Origin of the sequence: Georgfuchsia toluolica (assembly GCF_907163265.1) — a bacterium.
Taxonomy (GTDB): Bacteria; Pseudomonadota; Gammaproteobacteria; order Burkholderiales; family Rhodocyclaceae; genus Georgfuchsia; species Georgfuchsia toluolica.
Genome location: NZ_CAJQUM010000001.1, coordinates 1,093,626 through 1,108,560, shown reverse-complemented (window position 1 = coordinate 1,108,560; position 14,935 = coordinate 1,093,626). Strand labels below are relative to the sequence as shown.

Genomic DNA, 14,935 nt, shown 5'->3' with positions numbered 1-14,935 from the left:
GCACTCCTGGTTCAAATAGCTATCTACTACTTAACGTATTGGCCCGCCCCCACTTGCCAAGTTCCTCACATTTCTTGGCATAAGCGGGATGGTGCCATAACCATTTCTGATATTATGCAAGATGGCATTATCTAATTGAAATGGATGGTGGCATGGAAAGCATTTTCATATTAATAGCGTTGGCCATCGTTGTTGCTACTTTTACCGCTAGAAATAACAAGTCAAAGAAGAAGTACTCCAGATTTCGCAATCAAGGGCGTCAGTTAGCTAAAGATAATGGGTTTAAAAACTCAAGTGGTCAAAAATTTAATGATTTCATTACCAGTGGAGGAAAAAGTAGCTTAGTCGATGAGCGAAAATCGCAATACCGCGATAAGTTTGAGTTATTGAATGGCGCCGAGCAAAAGCTTTATTGGACGTTGCGAGAGGCGGCACCAGCTTTGGTGGTTTTTTCTCAGGTCAGTATGTCCCAAATTTTCCATATTGACCAAAAAACAAAGGATCGAAGGCAAAAATTGAACGAAGCCGGGAAGAAGAGCATTGATTTTATGCTTTGCCGCCCGGATGACATGAGTATTGTCGTTGCGCTAGAACTAAATGGGCGGACTCATGATAAAGAAGACCGGAAGCTTTCAGATGAAACGAAGCAACGGACTCTTCAGGAAGCGGGTATACCGCTGATAGTCTTGACACCGGGGAAATGCCTGATGCTGTGGCACTTCGCAGAATGCTTGCCCCTCATTTGGTAGATAGACGTAAATATGAGGAAGAGCGTGATAAAAGGTTGCGGCGTAAGAATTAGTCTTTTAACGGCCATGAGCGGAAGTTCGGTAAGACCACTCAAAGCAGATATGCCATTCACATGTTTGCAAATGAGTTATGATGTTGGCACGTTTCCTTCCGGGGCGTCGCTGGATGTCCGGATAAAAAAGGCAACCGACATTGGAGCAAATTAATGGACATTGACGGGAAATATACCGACACAGGGGAATTGAACCGACATCAATGTCGTTCACTTCAAAGTTGGGCCTCAAATCACGATGAGTAACAAGTACGGACTCCCGCGCGACATTCCGAGCGACGTAAAACGTGCGGTGCGCCAGCGCTGCGGGTTCGGGTGCGTCATATGTGCTGGTGCCATAGTCGATTACGAGCATTTCTCTCCTGAGTTCGCTAACGCGACGCGACATGATCCTGAAGGTATTACCCTTCTGTGCCCCATTTGCCACGCGAAGAAGACGCGCAACATGCTTTCTCAACGACGCGTCCACGAAGCTAATCAGTATCCCTCCGCTAGGAAGGTGCAATATGCGTTCTCCGACGTGGAGGCATCGGAAGGACGGCCGTTCATTAAGCTAGCCGGAATGACCCTTAGGAATTGCAACACTCCCCTACAGGTTCGCGGCTATCCTCTATTTCAAGTCGAAAGTCCGGAGGAATTGAATGGCCCCTATCGCCTCACTGCGTCATTCTTTAATCGACAGAGTCAGCCGAGCCTATTCATTCGGCAAAACGAATGGAAGGTATTTGCCGATTCGTGGGATGTGGAAGTAAAAGGGCCATCGGTTACTGTGCGGGAGCGGCCAGGTGAGATTGCTCTCAAGATATTGTTCGTCCCCGGCGAGGGCCTAGTTGTCGAACGACTTGACATGTACTGTGCCGGCTTTCATCTCATCGGGAATGGAGAGGAACTTCGCGTCAACTCACCGGATGGCGGTGGCGCCACCTTTACAAGGTGCCTTGCAGATAATTGTAACGTCGGCCTTTCGTTGGGATAGCCCGACGAGGCCCAACCCTACAATCGAGCAGACCTCGCGCATAGAGCCGCGCGAGGCCGCTCATTTCAGATGTTGAATGTCCGCTCCAATTGAAGCGACAGGCCGCTTGGGGGCGGGTCCTGCCGGTAGCGGAGTGAGAAAGCTGCCACTCACCTCGACCTTCCCTCCAGGCATCAGTTAACGATTCCGCAGCGAAAGTTTAGGTTGAGTACCCTTGCTTCAATGGTGTCATCTCTGTATTGCGAGGCGGACATCCCGACCCGGCATGAACCTGAACAGAAGTGGCCTATTGGAACTGATCGATAAGTGAATTCTGTTCAGGTATGTCGAGTTGATTCTGGCCAAGGGTTATAACTGCCCGGTTATGTGGCCGGGCGCTGGGCCCATCACATGACGGTAATTTTTTGCGTCTTGGTGCCCGGTTTTTTCGGTAGCGTCAAATCCAGTACGCCATCGGTGTATTTGGCCTGGGCCGCGCCCTGGTCCACTTCCTCGTCAAGAAGAAAACTGCGCGAGACCATGCCGTAGTAGCGTTCGCTGCGGATGACTTTCTCGTCCTTCTTTTCCTCTTTTTCCTTCTTGACCTCGGCGCTGATGGAGACCCGGTTGCCATCGACAGAAACCTGGATGTCCTCTTTTTTTACGCCGGGGATTTCCGCCTTGATCTTGTAGGCCTTGTCTTCCTCGGACACTTCGATCCTGATCTGCGGCTCGGCTTCGAAATCGCGCAGTACCGGGCGCAAATTAAAGCCCTTGAACCAGTCGCCCATTTCGGGGAATGGGTCGATGCGTGCAAGTTCGTTAAAGGGATTGAAACGGGTGATGTTTGCCATGATGATTTCCTTTCATGTAAAAAATACGGCAATAAACGCGACGTTACCGTCATACGTCGGCGGCCGCTCCGTGATTCAAGCGTTCATTGCCACCAGCTGCCGTCCGTCCGGACTTTCACTTGCGCCAGCCTGTCTCACTGGCTGGCGCATCCACAACAAAATCAGATAGCGCAAATTGACTACCAGCACGTCCAGGAGCAGTTCTGCCGGAAAGCCTCGTTTGTTTGAGTCGAGTATGCAGTATTCCCGCCATTGGTTCCGTCTGCCGGTAAATGTGGCATATGCCACGTTGCTGCCGGGCGTCCAGGCGTTCAGGCGCATGTTGAGAACGAACTCGCTTATATGCTTTCCCGCGATCATATTGGGTGTGCTGTTGAGGATCGTTGCCCCATTGCTGTTGCAAAAAAGCACTTCGCCGCAGTCGTCGAGTACCATCGCTGCCTTCTCTTCCATGCCGCCGAGCGCTTTCAGGCAGTCATGGTAGAATCGGTCCGATAGCTGGGTCTCGTTTCTCCGTTTGCTGGAACTCTCAACATAGGTGTTCATTTCCATGATTATTTGCCCTGGATGAAAAAACAATTGATGCTCATGCCGCACTCATCGGCCCGGCCGCATATTTCGCATTTCTGTGACTAAAACCGCGCGTTTGAGTCCTGCGTAATCAACATGCCCGTCATGCCGGTAATGCCCGATCAACTTCCGGATTGATGGCGCCAGCGAATGAAGCAATTTCGATTGTTTCGCGCTATGGCAGAACTCATCGGTAAAGGCGGTTTTGCCCGCCGCTTCGACCGCTGCTGCAAGCCACTCCGGTACCGGTTCCATAATTATTCATCATCAGTGCGGCGCTGAAGGCACTCTTTGTTCCAAAATATTTTTCAAGCCTTCCTGGTTGAGTATCCGGATCCGTCTTTGTCGAACGCTGACCAGGCCGTCATCCTGAAACCTGGAAAACAGCCGGCTTACGGTTTCATGCTTCATACCCAGATAGCTGCCGATTTCCACGCGCGTCATGCGCAGATAGAACTCGGACGGCGAATAGCCGCGTGCGGTGAAACGTTGTGACAGATTCAGCATGAAGGCGGCGAGCCGCTGTTCGGCGCACATGCTGCCGAGCCACAGTATTACGCTGCGCGCACGCACGATTTCGCTGCTCAGTATGCGGTGAAAGTGGACTTGCAGGCTAGGCATGTTGCGGCTCAGATTTTCCAGATGGGTGTATGGCAGCGCGCAGACTTCGCAATCATCGAGCGCGGTAACGTTACTGGCGTATGTTCCCGTGCCGATGCCGTCCATGCCCATGACTTCGCCCATCATGTGAAATCCGGTCACCAGATCGCGTCCGTCTTCCATCAGCAGGTTGGACTTGAAAAATCCGGTGCGCACTGCGTACAGCGAGTGGAACGGATCACCGGCCTGGTACAGGAACTGGCCGCGCTTGACGCGTTTGCGGCCATAGACCAGTTCGTCCATGCGGCCGATGTCCCGCCCCGTTAAGCCGCCGGGCAGACACAATTCACGAAGCTGGCAGGTCGAGCAGTGCGTGCCATCAAAGAGATTGATCCCTTCTCCGCGATCGAGATCGCGCAAAAGCAGTGTGGCGCGCGGAGTTGACTTAACATCTTGCACGGTTACGACTGTCATGATGGCTTCCCTTATTGTCGATCCAAGCCAGCACTAGTGACGCGTTGCGCCAAGTGCGGCAATGATTTCCACTACTTTTTCAAATTCGGTGGTTTTGTCCAGAAAATAGCTGGCCCCAGCTTCCAGATAGGCTTTGCGGTACTGCGGATTTGGATAATTGGTCAGGACAATGAAGATAACTTCGGGTGCAATGGTCCCCATCCCTTTTAATACTTCGATGCCACTGCCACCACGAAGGTGGATGTCAAGCACAACAGAGTCGGGACGGGTGTTGGCAATGCCCTTGATGGCCAAAGCCGGGCTTTCAGCCGAGCCAACCACGGAAACTCCCTTGATCTCGGCGAGCATGCCCTCAAGACGTTCCCGAATGGGAAACGAATCGTCAACTATGAAAACTTTGGTGGTGGCTTCAGTGAGCATGTCGCCAGTATTGACTGGCGGCCTTGTCGTCCGCTATCGGCAGCGTCTGAAAGCGGCTGTGGGGTAAGTCTGATATGGCTTGTAGGAATCGTCCTACAAGGTGGGGTTCAGGCCATGGGCTCCGGATCATCCGTCAGCCGATGGCTGATGGCGTAGCGGATCAGGTCGGCCCGATTCTGCAGATTCATCTTTTGCAGGATGCGCGCCTTGTGCGTGCTTACCGTTTTGACAGAAAGGTTCAGCAACTCGGCAATGTGCGATATCCCATGGCCCTCGACGAGTAAATCAAACACTTCAAACTCGCGATTGGACAGCGCGCTGTGGGGTAAGCCCTTGGCATCGGGCATGGCGCTCAAGGCAATCTGCTCGGCGACCTCGGCTGTGATGAAAGCGCCGCCGCCGGCGACCTTGCGTATTGCCGACATCAGATCCACCGAGGCATTGTCCTTGGTGAGATAACCGGAAGCGCCTGACTTGATGGCGCGCACCGCATATTGCGGTTCCTGATGCATGCTGAGGATGAGTATGCGCAGCTTCGGCTTTTCGGTGTGTACCTGCCTGATTAGTTCCGGGCCGCTTCTGCCAGGCATGGACAGATCGAGTACCAGTACTTCAAAATCCAGTTCGCGTACGCACTGGATCACCCCGTTCCCGTTCTGTGCCTCTCCGGCCACGATCAGGTCAGGGGCTGCGGAGATCAGTTGTTTCAGACCCTCGCGAACCATGGCATGGTCGTCGGCTATGACGATTCGTATCATATCGAGCGTTTCATACGGAGAAATCCTGATACCCTGCTTCTGATCGGCCAATCGGGATGAGCAGGTCGATGACTGTCCCCCGGCCGGGCGCACTATCAATGTATATTGTGCCACCGATCAGGTGGGCACGTTCGCGCAGTCCCATCAAGCCAAAGGAATCCGGCTTGCGCGGACTGGTGCTGACGAATCCACGGCCATTGTCACGTACTGTCAGTTGTGCTTCATCATTGGTCCGGTTGATCGATATTTTCACCAGCGATGCCTGGGCATGTTTCGAGATATTGGTCAGTGATTCCTGAAGAATCCGAAACACGGCGGTGGCGTAGGGTTCCGGCAAATCGAGACAGGGATCGGAGATCGCGAGCTGGCAGTCGATTCCGCTATGTTCGCGGAAATTCTCTACCAGCCACTCTACCGCGGGAATTAGTCCAAGGTCGTCCAGTATCAATGGCCGCAGATTGGTGGAGATGCGCCGCGTCGATATCATGGTGTCATTTAATATTATCTGCATATTGGCCAGTTTTCCCATCAGGAATTCCGCGCCGGCGGGCAGCCTTTCCATGATCCACGCCACGTCCATCTTGAGCGCCGTCAGCGCCTGGCCCAGTTCGTCATGCAGTTCTCGCGCGAGAATGCCCTTTTCTCGTTCCCGCAGCGATTGCGCCACTACCGAGAATTCGTGTAATTCCGCCTGCAAGACGCGCAATTCATTTTCGTTTTTAACCTTCTCGCTAATGTCGCGATGATATGCCAGCGTGAACTTTTTGCCGTTGATATCGATTGCGGAAGCGGTAACTTCCAGCGGCACGATATGGCCGTCTTTGTGGATATGCTCCACTCCGAATTCCAGTGATTCCCCCGCCATTATTCGGGCCAGCCTTTCCGCGCTCTGCGTCAGTGTTCCCGGGGTATCGAATCCGTGCAGGCTCATGTCGCGCATCTCGTCGATGCTATAACCGTGCATGCGAGCAAACGAGTCATTAACGTTGACGACATTTCCCTCCATGTCCAACAACAAAATTCCGTCCATGGCACGGCTGAACAAGGTCCGGTAGTGTTCCTCGCTATCGTGCAAAGCTTGCTTCTCGTGTTTCAGCGCGGCGGACGAGCGCCGTAGTGCGCGTAATGGCAGGGCGAGTATCGTGGCGTACACCAGGACGCCAAGCAGCAAGCCCAGCAGCCCTGCGGCCAGCGTGCCAGTCAATATCTGGCGATACGAATGCGCGATTTCGACTTCACCCACGATCCGTTCATGGACATAGATGGGAGACGAGCGGATGAAGATTGGCGCTTGCGGCGACACGCCCACGACGACAAGTGGAATGCCGAAGGCATCACGGACAGTCTCGCTTTCGTTGCCCAGCGGAGGGGGGGTCATCAGCAGCACTTCTTCCATGTCCTGTCTCTGGCGGACCCACAACTCCGGGTTGGCAGTAGCCAGGGATGTAATCTTTGCTGCCCTCACCTGGGCCGAAAGCTCGACGTGTTCGACAAGGCTCGAGTATTTCAAGCTGAAATATCCGCCCGGTAGTCCGACCACCACCAGGGTGGCGAACAACAATGTCAGTCGCTTTAAGAGATGAACCAGTCTGTCCGGGGCAGGCAATTCAGGCCATCTGCTGGAAGCATCGGCATCAGACTGCGCTTTTGCGTCCAGTGACGAAGGTGATGCGGTATCCATTCGACGCTTATTGGCCATCATCCTCTCCCCATGGATGCTCCACTATAGGTGCAAAAGCTGTTTTGACTCGTTAACGGTGAAAGCATTCAATCTGCAAAAGTAGTGCAATGACCGCAGCCTATCATTGACATGGGTCAAACTTGGTCTGCTCTTGAAGTCGTCAAATGTAAAATCTGGACAGTAAACGAACACAATCGGGCGGCGCATGAAAGTGGAAGGACAATCGATGGAGACCTCTCGGGAGGTTTTGCTGGCGGCCTTGATGAAGCCGGAGAGCTATCCGCACGAGGTAGGCCACATCGAACGTATCGACACGCACATTTCGACTGTGCTGCTCACCGGTGCTTATGCCTACAAGATCAAAAAGCCGCTGAACCTCGGTTTTCTGGATTTCACGACGCTTGCCGCACGGCGCCATTTCTGTGAAGAGGAACTGCGTCTTAACCGGCGCCTGGCGCCGAGTCTCTATCTGGATGTGATCGCCATTTGCGGGAAGCCTGACTCCCCCCGTCTGGGTTCACGCGGCGCGGAAGGCGCCATCGAATACGCGGTCAAGATGAAGCAGTTCCCACAGCAGGGTTTGCTGGACCGCATGCTTGTCAATGGCGAACTGACCCGGCAGCATGTGGATGCGCTGGCACATATTATTTCCGATTTTCACGCCAAAGCCGGCCGCACAGTCGAAGGAGATCGTTATGGGGCGCCCGCTGGCATGGAAGCCCTGATGCGGCAGAACTTTGCCCAGATTCGGGAGCTGCCGATTTCCGTGCAAGACCGTGATGAGCTTGACGAGATCGAGCGCTGGAGCGTCAACGAGCACGTTGCCTTGACGCCGTTGATGGCACTGCGGCAACGCCATGGCCGGGTTCGCGAATGCCACGGCGATCTGCATCTGGGCAATATCGCGCTGGTCGATGGCGAGGTCCAGGTTTTCGACTGCATTGAATTCAACGCTGATCTGCGCTGGACCGATGTCGCCGCGGAGGTAGCCTTCCTGATCATGGACTTTACCGCGCGCGGTCGTCCGGATCTGGGGGTGCGCTTTCTCAATGCCTATCTGGAAATCAGCGGGGACTACGAGGCGGTACGCCTGCTGCCCTATTACCTTGTGTATCGCGCCATGGTTCGCGCCAAGGTGGCATGCATTCATTGCCACCAGACCGGTTTGAGCACGCGTCAACGCGAAGCATTGCGCGCGGAATTCAGCTCTCATCTTCAGCTCGCCAGGACATTCACGGCAAGACGGCAGCCTTGCCTGATCATTACCCATGGCGTTTCGGGATCAGGCAAGACAACGGTGACTCAGCCCTTGGTGGAGCATCTGGGAGCCTTGCGCCTGCGTTCGGACCTGGAACGTAAACGCCTGCATGGCCTGGACGCCATGGCGCACAGCGGCTCCGCCGTCGGCGCCGGCCTTTATGCCGAGACTGTGACACAGGCCACCTACAATGAACTGCATCGCCTGGCGCGGCTCCTGATCGACTGTTGCTGGCCCGTCATCGTCGATGCCGCGTTCCTCAAGAGGAAGCAACGCGACCGGTTTCGTGCCCTTGCGGCGGAAACTAAGGTGCCTTTCTTTTTGCTTGAATGCCATGCCGCTCCCGATGAATTGCGGCGTCGGGTGGCGCAACGCGCGGCTGCCGGCACGGACGCTTCGGAGGCGACGCTTGCGGTGCTGGAAATGCAGCTCGCTGGCGCGGAGCCGCTGGTGGCTGAGGAACGCTCCAACGCGCTCGTGATCGACACTTGCTGCGATGATGCACAAAGCATTATCAATCTTTTGCCTTCCACCTTGCGCTCGCCAATGGCTTGAAGGTAGGCTTGGGTCTGAAGCGCCCAGGCAATTTTTATTGCGAGGCAATATGACAAAAATTTTATTCCCGCCCACGTCAAAAGCCGGTTTGCTGCTGGCAGGAGATATTGGCGGCACCAAGGCACTGCTAGGACTTTGCCAGGCGCAGGCTGTAGCAGGCCAGCCCAGATTCGTCTTCAAAGAAAAATATGCTTGTGCCGGATACGCGACATTCTCCGATCTGCTCGCGGAGTTTCTTGTGGCAAGCGGCACAAAGGACGGCGATATTTCAGGCGGATGTCTGGCGATCGCCGGCCCGGTTTCTGGTGACGGCCGAACTGCCAGGCTTACCAACCTGCCATGGTCGATCGATACCGAACTCATTTGCCGCGAATCCGGCATTTCACATCTGGCCCTGGTCAACGATTTTTATGCAGCGGCAGCGGGTATAAGCGTCGTGGCAGCCGATGATCTGCTGGTGCTGCAGGCAGGCCAACCCGACCCCCGGGGGGTGCGGCTGGTGATCGGCGCTGGTACCGGCCTGGGCATGGCTGTCCTGGTGCCGCAAGAAAATTTCTGGCGCATACTCCCCGGCGAAGCGGGGCACACCGGGTTTGCTCCGGCAAATGCGCAGCAGGCTGCGCTCTGGGCACATTTACTAAAGGTGGGCGGCCGCGTAAGCAACGAACGCGTGATCTCCGGCAATGGCCTCGCGTCGATCTACCGTTTCCTCGCCGGCAATGACGCCGATTCCGTCGTGCTTGGGGCCGCCGATCCGGCTGCTGCGATTGCTGCGCTGGCGGCTGGCAAGCCTGATGGCAATGCCGGTAGAGCCATGGAACTGTTTTTTTCTGTCTATGGAGCGTTTGCCGGCGATATGGCACTGGCCTTGATGGCCACGGGCGGCGTGTTTCTCAGCGGCGGCATCGCCGTCAAGAATCTGCCGCAACTACAGTCCAGCCCGTTTATCCGGGAATTCAACGCCAAGGCCGAGCATGCGGCACTGGCGATGCGGATGCCGGTCAAGGTTGTGACCGATCTTGAACTGGGCCTCAAGGGGGCCGCTCACCATGCCTTGATGATGAATTGACTTTCGTCAATGCATGGGGTGAATTCCGTCTACCAGGTAGCAAAAACTCGTCTAAAAAGGAGTTAGCAGTTTAAAGTACCCACCATTCCGTTGAGGGATGGCGGGGTGTTTGTATTGTTGCTTCAACCTTGTTCTGGGAAGTTGTCGGGAACGGGGCCATCCTTGTGGAGATTTAACATGTCTGCATCAGTTGTAACGCCGGCTGTGAAACCCGCGACCATTTTGCATAGTGGCAAACCCATGCAAAAAACCCGCGCCAAGGCTTCGAAGTCGGGCAAGGCCATTGAAAAACCAGGGAACATGGTGACAAAACAATCGAAAACCAGGAAGGCAAACGGTGCCCTGTCGGATGCCGAGCGCCGCAACTATGTCGAAGTTGCGGCTTACTACATCGCCCAGCGCCGGGGGTTCAGAGGAGGCAGTGAACTCGAAGACTGGATCCAGGCCGAACTGGATATCGACCGGCTGTCGAAGTAAAAACCGGATCAGGATCTGGTCGGCGCAACCACGATGCCAGCCAACGGCGGCACGGTAAGCGTGAGCGATGCCGGGCGTCCCATCCACGGTCGCGGCTGTGCAATCAAGCCGCTGCCGTTGCCGAGGTCACCGCCGCCGTAATAGCGCGAATCGCTGTTGAATATTTCGTGATAACGCCCCGCCTCCGGCACCCCGATGCAGTAGCCGAGGCGCGGTACGGGCGTGAAGTTGAGCACCACAACGACGAAATCCCCGTCGAGGGAAAAACGCAGCCAGCTCACGATTGACTGGTCGGCATCGTGGCAGTCGATCCATGCGAAACCTTGCGCATCGAAGTCCAGTTCGTGCAGCGCCGGCACAGTGGAATGTAAATGGTTGAGCTCCCGTACCAGAACCTGAACGCCGGCATGGGAGGGCCATTGCAGCAGATGCCAGGCGACTTCTTCCCGCTCACGCCATTCATGCGACTGCGCCAGCTCAGCCCCCATGAAACAAAGCTTCTTGCCCGGCGTGGTCATCTGGTAGGTCAGCAGCAGGCGCAGGTTGGCGAAGCGCTGCCACTCGTCGCCGGGCATCTTGCCCAACAGTGATCCCTTGCCATGCACTACCTCGTCGTGCGAGAGAGGCAGCACGAAGTTCTCGGTGTAGGCATAGAGCTGGCCGAAGGTCAGGCGGTCATGGCTGTAGCGGCGATGCACCGGATCCTCGGCCATGTAGCTCAAGGTGTCGTTCATCCAGCCCATGTTCCATTTCATCGAGAAGCCGAGGCCGCCCAGGTGTGTGGGCCGCGACACCATGGGCCAGGCCGTCGACTCTTCGGCAATGGTCAGCGCCCCCGGGAATTCGCGATGCACCATTTCGTTGAGCCGGCGCAGGAAATCGATGGCCTCGAGATTCTCGCGTCCACCGAAGACGTTCGGCGCCCACTCGCCTGCCTTGCGCGAGTAGTCGAGGTAGATCATGGCCGCGACGGCATCGACGCGCAGGCCGTCGACGTGAAATTCAGACAGCCACCAGTGGGCGCTGGAGAGCAGGAAGCTCCGCACCTCGTTGCGACCGAAGTTGAAGACGTAGGTGCCCCAGTCGGGTTGCACCTTGCGCTGCGGATCCTCATGTTCGTAAAGCGCGGTGCCGTCGTAATGGGCGAGGGACCACTCGTCGCGGGGAAAGTGCCCCGGTACCCAGTCGAGAATCACGCCAATGCCAGCCTGATGGCAGCCATCGATGAGGAACTTGAGATCGTCGGGTGAACCGAAGCGGGAGGTCGGTGCGAAGAAGCCGGTGCACTGGTAGCCCCAGGATTCGTCGAGCGGATGTTCCATCAGCGGCAGAAATTCGATATGGGTATAGCCCAGATCCTTGGCGTAAGGAACCAGCCGCTCGGCCAGTTCGCGGTAGGAATAGAAGCGGCCGTCAGGATGGCGCATCCACGAGCCGGCATGGACTTCGTAGACGGACATCGGCGCGTGCAGCCAGTCGCGGCGTTCACGCATCTTCATCCATTCGCAGTCTCTCCAGGCATGGTCTGAGTTCGTGACCCGGGCCGCTGTTGCCGGACGCACTTCGAAAGTCCGCGCATAGGGGTCGGTCTTGGTGCTCACCATTCCCGTCGCGCGATTGCGAATTTCGAATTTATAGAGGCTGCTAGGCGGCAGGTCGGGAATGAACAATTCCCAGATGCCGGAGGCGCCTAGCGACGCCATGGGATGGACGCGCCCATCCCAGCGGTTGAAGTCGCCCACGACCGACACGCGCCCGGCATTGGGCGCCCAGGTGCGAAAGCAGATTCCGGCGACCCCCTGACGAGTTTCCAGTGTTGCACCCAGCAATCGATAGGCCTGGCTGTTGCTGCCCTCGGCGAACAGGAACAAATCGTGATCCGAGGCACCTGGCGGAAATGCGTAAGGGTCGTGCAAACAAAACTTTCGCTGCTGCTCCTCGATGCGCAACCGGTAGGGCGAGGACGGTGCCTCGGTGCCTTCCCATTCGAAGAAGTCGCTGCCCCCGATGCGGTGCAGGGGCAGGGTCGTTGCGCCCGATTCCAGCAGCGTCACGGACTGGGTGTCCGGACGCAGCACGCGCAGACGCCAGCCATCTGCGGTACGATGCAAGCCGAGCGTGCGAAAAGGGTCATGCTCGCGCGCTTCAGCCAATGCGCGCAATGGCTCATCAATCCTTGTTTTCATCTACAGTTTGATCTTGGTCGGTCTACATAACCGTGAATGATAGAAGAATACGCCAATGCAGACAGCTCCAGCACAAAATGATGCCTCCGCCGGGTTCGGCCGCTTTATCAGCCACCTGACCCACGGCACCTATGCCATGGTGCTCGCCGGAGGGCGCGGCAGCCGGTTGCTGCAACTGACCGACTGGCGCGCCAAACCGGCGGTTCCCTTCGGCGGCAAGTTTCGCATTATCGACTTTACCCTGTCGAATTGCGTCAATTCCGGCATCCGCCGCATCGGTGTCGCCACGCAGTACAAGGCACAAAGCCTGATCCGTCATGTGCAGCGCGGCTGGAGCTTCCTCGATGGCCGCTTCGACGAACAAATCGATCTGCTGCCGGCCCAGCAGCAGATGGGCGACAACTGGTACCAGGGTACAGCCGACGCGGTGTTCCAGAACCTCGATGTGCTGCGCCGCAATCACCCGCGCTATGTCATGGTTCTCGCCGGCGACCATATCTACAAGATGGATTACGGCCGCATGCTGGCCCAGCATGCGGAGCACGGCGCCGACATGACCGTGGCCTGCATGGAAGTTCCCGTTGGCGAAGCCTCATCCTTTGGTGTCATGGGCGTGGACGACGGCCAGCGCGTCACCAGTTTTCTGGAAAAGCCGGCCGATCCGCCTGGCATTCCGGGCAGGCGGGGTCGCGCTCTGGTCAGCATGGGCGTCTATGTGTTCAATGCCGATTTCCTCTATGAGCAATTGATCCGCGACAGCGACGACCCAAACTCCAGTCATGATTTCGGCAAGAACCTGATCCCCCATGCGGTTTCCTGCCATCGCGTCTTTGCCCACAATTTTGCCGACAGTTGCGTCGAAATGGTCGGCACCGACACGCCCTACTGGCGCGATGTCGGCACCATCGACGCCTACTGGGAAGCCAACATCGAACTGACCAAGGTGACGCCGGAACTCAATATGTATGACGAGGTCTGGCCGATCTGGACCCATCAGGAACAGTTGCCGCCGGCCAAGTTTGTTTTCGACGACGCGGGACGGCGCGGAATGGCGGTGGATTCCCTGGTTTCAGGCGGCGACATCATCAGTGGCTCCACCGTGAAGCGTTCCCTGCTTTTTTCCAAGGTCCATGTGCATAGCTATGCCGAGGTCGAGGATTCGGTGATCCTGCCCGACGTGGATATCGGCCGCCATGCAAAATTGCGGCGGGTGGTAATCGACAAGCATTGCCGCATTCCGCCGGGAATGACAATCGGATTCGATGCAGAGGAAGACCGCAAGCGCTTCCACGTCAGCGAGAAGGGCATTACGCTGGTGACGCCGGATATGCTTGGTCAATCGATCCATTTCATTCGCTGACCGCAAACGGAACGGCCGGGCACCCGCTTATGAAGGTTGAGCCTGGCGGGGCAGGAGCGCTACAAACCCACGCCGTTCTTTTTGTCGCGCTCGATCAGCGCATAAGCCGAATGGTTATGGATCGACTCGAAGTTTTCCGATTCGACGACATAGGCATCGATGCGTGGATCGGCATTGAGTACCGCGGCGACGTCGCGCACCATGTCCTCGACGAACTTCGGGTTGTCGTAGGCGCGCTCGGTGACGTACTTCTCGTCGGTGCGCTTCAACAAGCCGTAGAGTTCACATGAGGCCTGGTCTTCCACCATGCGCACCAGTTCCTCGATCCAGACGAAGTCGTTGGTGGTGGCGGTGATGGTCACATGCGAGCGCTGGTTGTGGGCGCCGCGTTCGGCAATCTTCTTCGAGCAGGGACAGAGGCTGGTCACCGGCACGACGATTTTGGTGGTCTGCTTGTAGCTGCCATTCTTGCGCACTTCGCCAATGAAGCTGACCTCGTAGTCCATCAGGCTCTTGACGTCCGAAACCGGTGCCGTCTTGTTGATGAAATAGGGGAAGTTCATTTCAACATGACCGACGTCGGCTTCAAGCCGCTGCACCATTTCGCGCAGGATGGATTCGAAGCTCTCCACCGAAATTTCCTTGTCGTGTTCGTTGAGGATTTCGACGAAGCGCGACATGTGGGTGCCCTTGAAGTTGTGCGGCAGTTCCACATACATGTTGAAGGTGGCGATGGTGTGCTGCACGCCGCCGCTCTTGTCGAGCAGTCTGACAGGGTGGCGGATGGCCTTGATACCGACCTTGTTGATCGGCAAATGGCGCGTGTCCGCGCTGTTCTGTACATCGGCGATGCCTTCCGGCTTGACTGTGTTCATGGTGTTTGCGCCTGAATTGGGGCTGTCACGCTGGAGACGAT

Annotated in this window: 14 protein-coding genes; 5 read left to right on the top strand and 9 right to left on the bottom strand. The window is 56.4% G+C overall.

The genetic code is table 11. From position 1 onward, the window contains the following. The first annotated feature begins 152 nt into the window (after nucleotides 1-152). Nucleotides 153-749 carry a DUF2726 domain-containing protein gene (locus K5E80_RS05215; RefSeq protein WP_220635166.1) on the top strand — a complete coding sequence of 199 codons (597 nt, stop codon included), beginning with the start codon at nucleotides 153-155 and terminating at the stop codon, nucleotides 747-749. Nucleotides 750-2,164: 1,415 nt separating this feature from the next. Here the strand turns inward: K5E80_RS05215 and K5E80_RS05210 are convergent. The 7 genes from K5E80_RS05210 to K5E80_RS05180 all read right to left on the bottom strand — a co-directional run bounded on the left by K5E80_RS05210 (nucleotide 2,165) and on the right by K5E80_RS05180 (nucleotide 6,943). Then, entirely contained in the window at nucleotides 2,165-2,611 is a 447-nt protein-coding gene (locus K5E80_RS05210) for an Hsp20/alpha crystallin family protein (protein WP_220635165.1), read from the bottom strand. A 75-nt stretch (nucleotides 2,612-2,686) separates the two neighbouring features. After that, a complete protein-coding gene (locus tag K5E80_RS05205) occupies nucleotides 2,687-3,163 on the bottom strand; it encodes a hypothetical protein (RefSeq protein WP_220635164.1) in 477 nt (158 codons plus the stop codon). Nucleotides 3,164-3,208: 45 nt separating this feature from the next. Beyond that, nucleotides 3,209-3,436, bottom strand: a complete 228-nt coding sequence (locus tag K5E80_RS05200) for a hypothetical protein (protein ID WP_220635163.1) — start codon at nucleotides 3,434-3,436, stop codon at nucleotides 3,209-3,211. A 12-nt stretch (nucleotides 3,437-3,448) separates the two neighbouring features. Further along, nucleotides 3,449-4,255 carry a helix-turn-helix domain-containing protein gene (locus tag K5E80_RS05195; protein WP_220635162.1) on the bottom strand — a complete coding sequence of 269 codons (807 nt, stop codon included), beginning with the start codon at nucleotides 4,253-4,255 and terminating at the stop codon, nucleotides 3,449-3,451. A gap of 33 nt (nucleotides 4,256-4,288) precedes the next feature. Beyond that, nucleotides 4,289-4,675 (bottom strand): response regulator, encoded by a 387-nt coding sequence (locus tag K5E80_RS05190; protein WP_220635161.1) that lies wholly within the window; start codon nucleotides 4,673-4,675, stop codon nucleotides 4,289-4,291. A gap of 107 nt (nucleotides 4,676-4,782) precedes the next feature. Next, complete coding sequence (locus K5E80_RS05185; RefSeq protein WP_220635160.1) at nucleotides 4,783-5,433, bottom strand: response regulator; 651 nt, start codon at nucleotides 5,431-5,433, stop codon at nucleotides 4,783-4,785. Between the two features lie 10 nt (nucleotides 5,434-5,443). Then, on the bottom strand, nucleotides 5,444-6,943 hold the full coding sequence (locus tag K5E80_RS05180) for a sensor histidine kinase (protein WP_220635159.1): 1,500 nt from the start codon (nucleotides 6,941-6,943) through the stop codon (nucleotides 5,444-5,446). A gap of 397 nt (nucleotides 6,944-7,340) precedes the next feature. Between K5E80_RS05180 and K5E80_RS05175 the strand changes: the two genes are divergently transcribed. The 3 genes from K5E80_RS05175 (at nucleotide 7,341) to K5E80_RS05165 (ending at nucleotide 10,473) form a co-directional block, all read left to right on the top strand. Then, nucleotides 7,341-8,927, top strand: coding sequence for a bifunctional aminoglycoside phosphotransferase/ATP-binding protein (locus K5E80_RS05175; RefSeq protein ID WP_220635158.1), 1,587 nt, complete (start codon nucleotides 7,341-7,343; stop codon nucleotides 8,925-8,927). Between the two features lie 49 nt (nucleotides 8,928-8,976). Further along, on the top strand, nucleotides 8,977-9,996 hold the full coding sequence (gene glk / locus K5E80_RS05170; RefSeq protein WP_220635157.1) for a glucokinase: 1,020 nt from the start codon (nucleotides 8,977-8,979) through the stop codon (nucleotides 9,994-9,996). Nucleotides 9,997-10,173: 177 nt separating this feature from the next. Then, nucleotides 10,174-10,473, top strand: coding sequence for a DUF2934 domain-containing protein (locus K5E80_RS05165; protein WP_220635156.1), 300 nt, complete (start codon nucleotides 10,174-10,176; stop codon nucleotides 10,471-10,473). 8 nt (nucleotides 10,474-10,481) lie between these two features. Here K5E80_RS05165 and glgB read toward each other — a convergent pair whose 3' ends face one another. Next, nucleotides 10,482-12,659 (bottom strand): 1,4-alpha-glucan branching protein GlgB, encoded by a 2,178-nt coding sequence (gene glgB, locus K5E80_RS05160; protein WP_220635155.1) that lies wholly within the window; start codon nucleotides 12,657-12,659, stop codon nucleotides 10,482-10,484. Between the two features lie 55 nt (nucleotides 12,660-12,714). Here glgB and glgC point away from each other — a divergent pair, with 55 nt between their 5' ends. Beyond that, on the top strand, nucleotides 12,715-14,019 hold the full coding sequence (glgC, locus tag K5E80_RS05155) for a glucose-1-phosphate adenylyltransferase (RefSeq protein WP_220635154.1): 1,305 nt from the start codon (nucleotides 12,715-12,717) through the stop codon (nucleotides 14,017-14,019). A gap of 59 nt (nucleotides 14,020-14,078) precedes the next feature. On the opposite strand, the gene folE2 is transcribed toward glgC, so the two are convergent. Next, nucleotides 14,079-14,894 (bottom strand): GTP cyclohydrolase FolE2, encoded by an 816-nt coding sequence (gene folE2 / locus K5E80_RS05150; protein WP_220635153.1) that lies wholly within the window; start codon nucleotides 14,892-14,894, stop codon nucleotides 14,079-14,081. Nucleotides 14,895-14,935 lie beyond the last annotated feature (41 nt).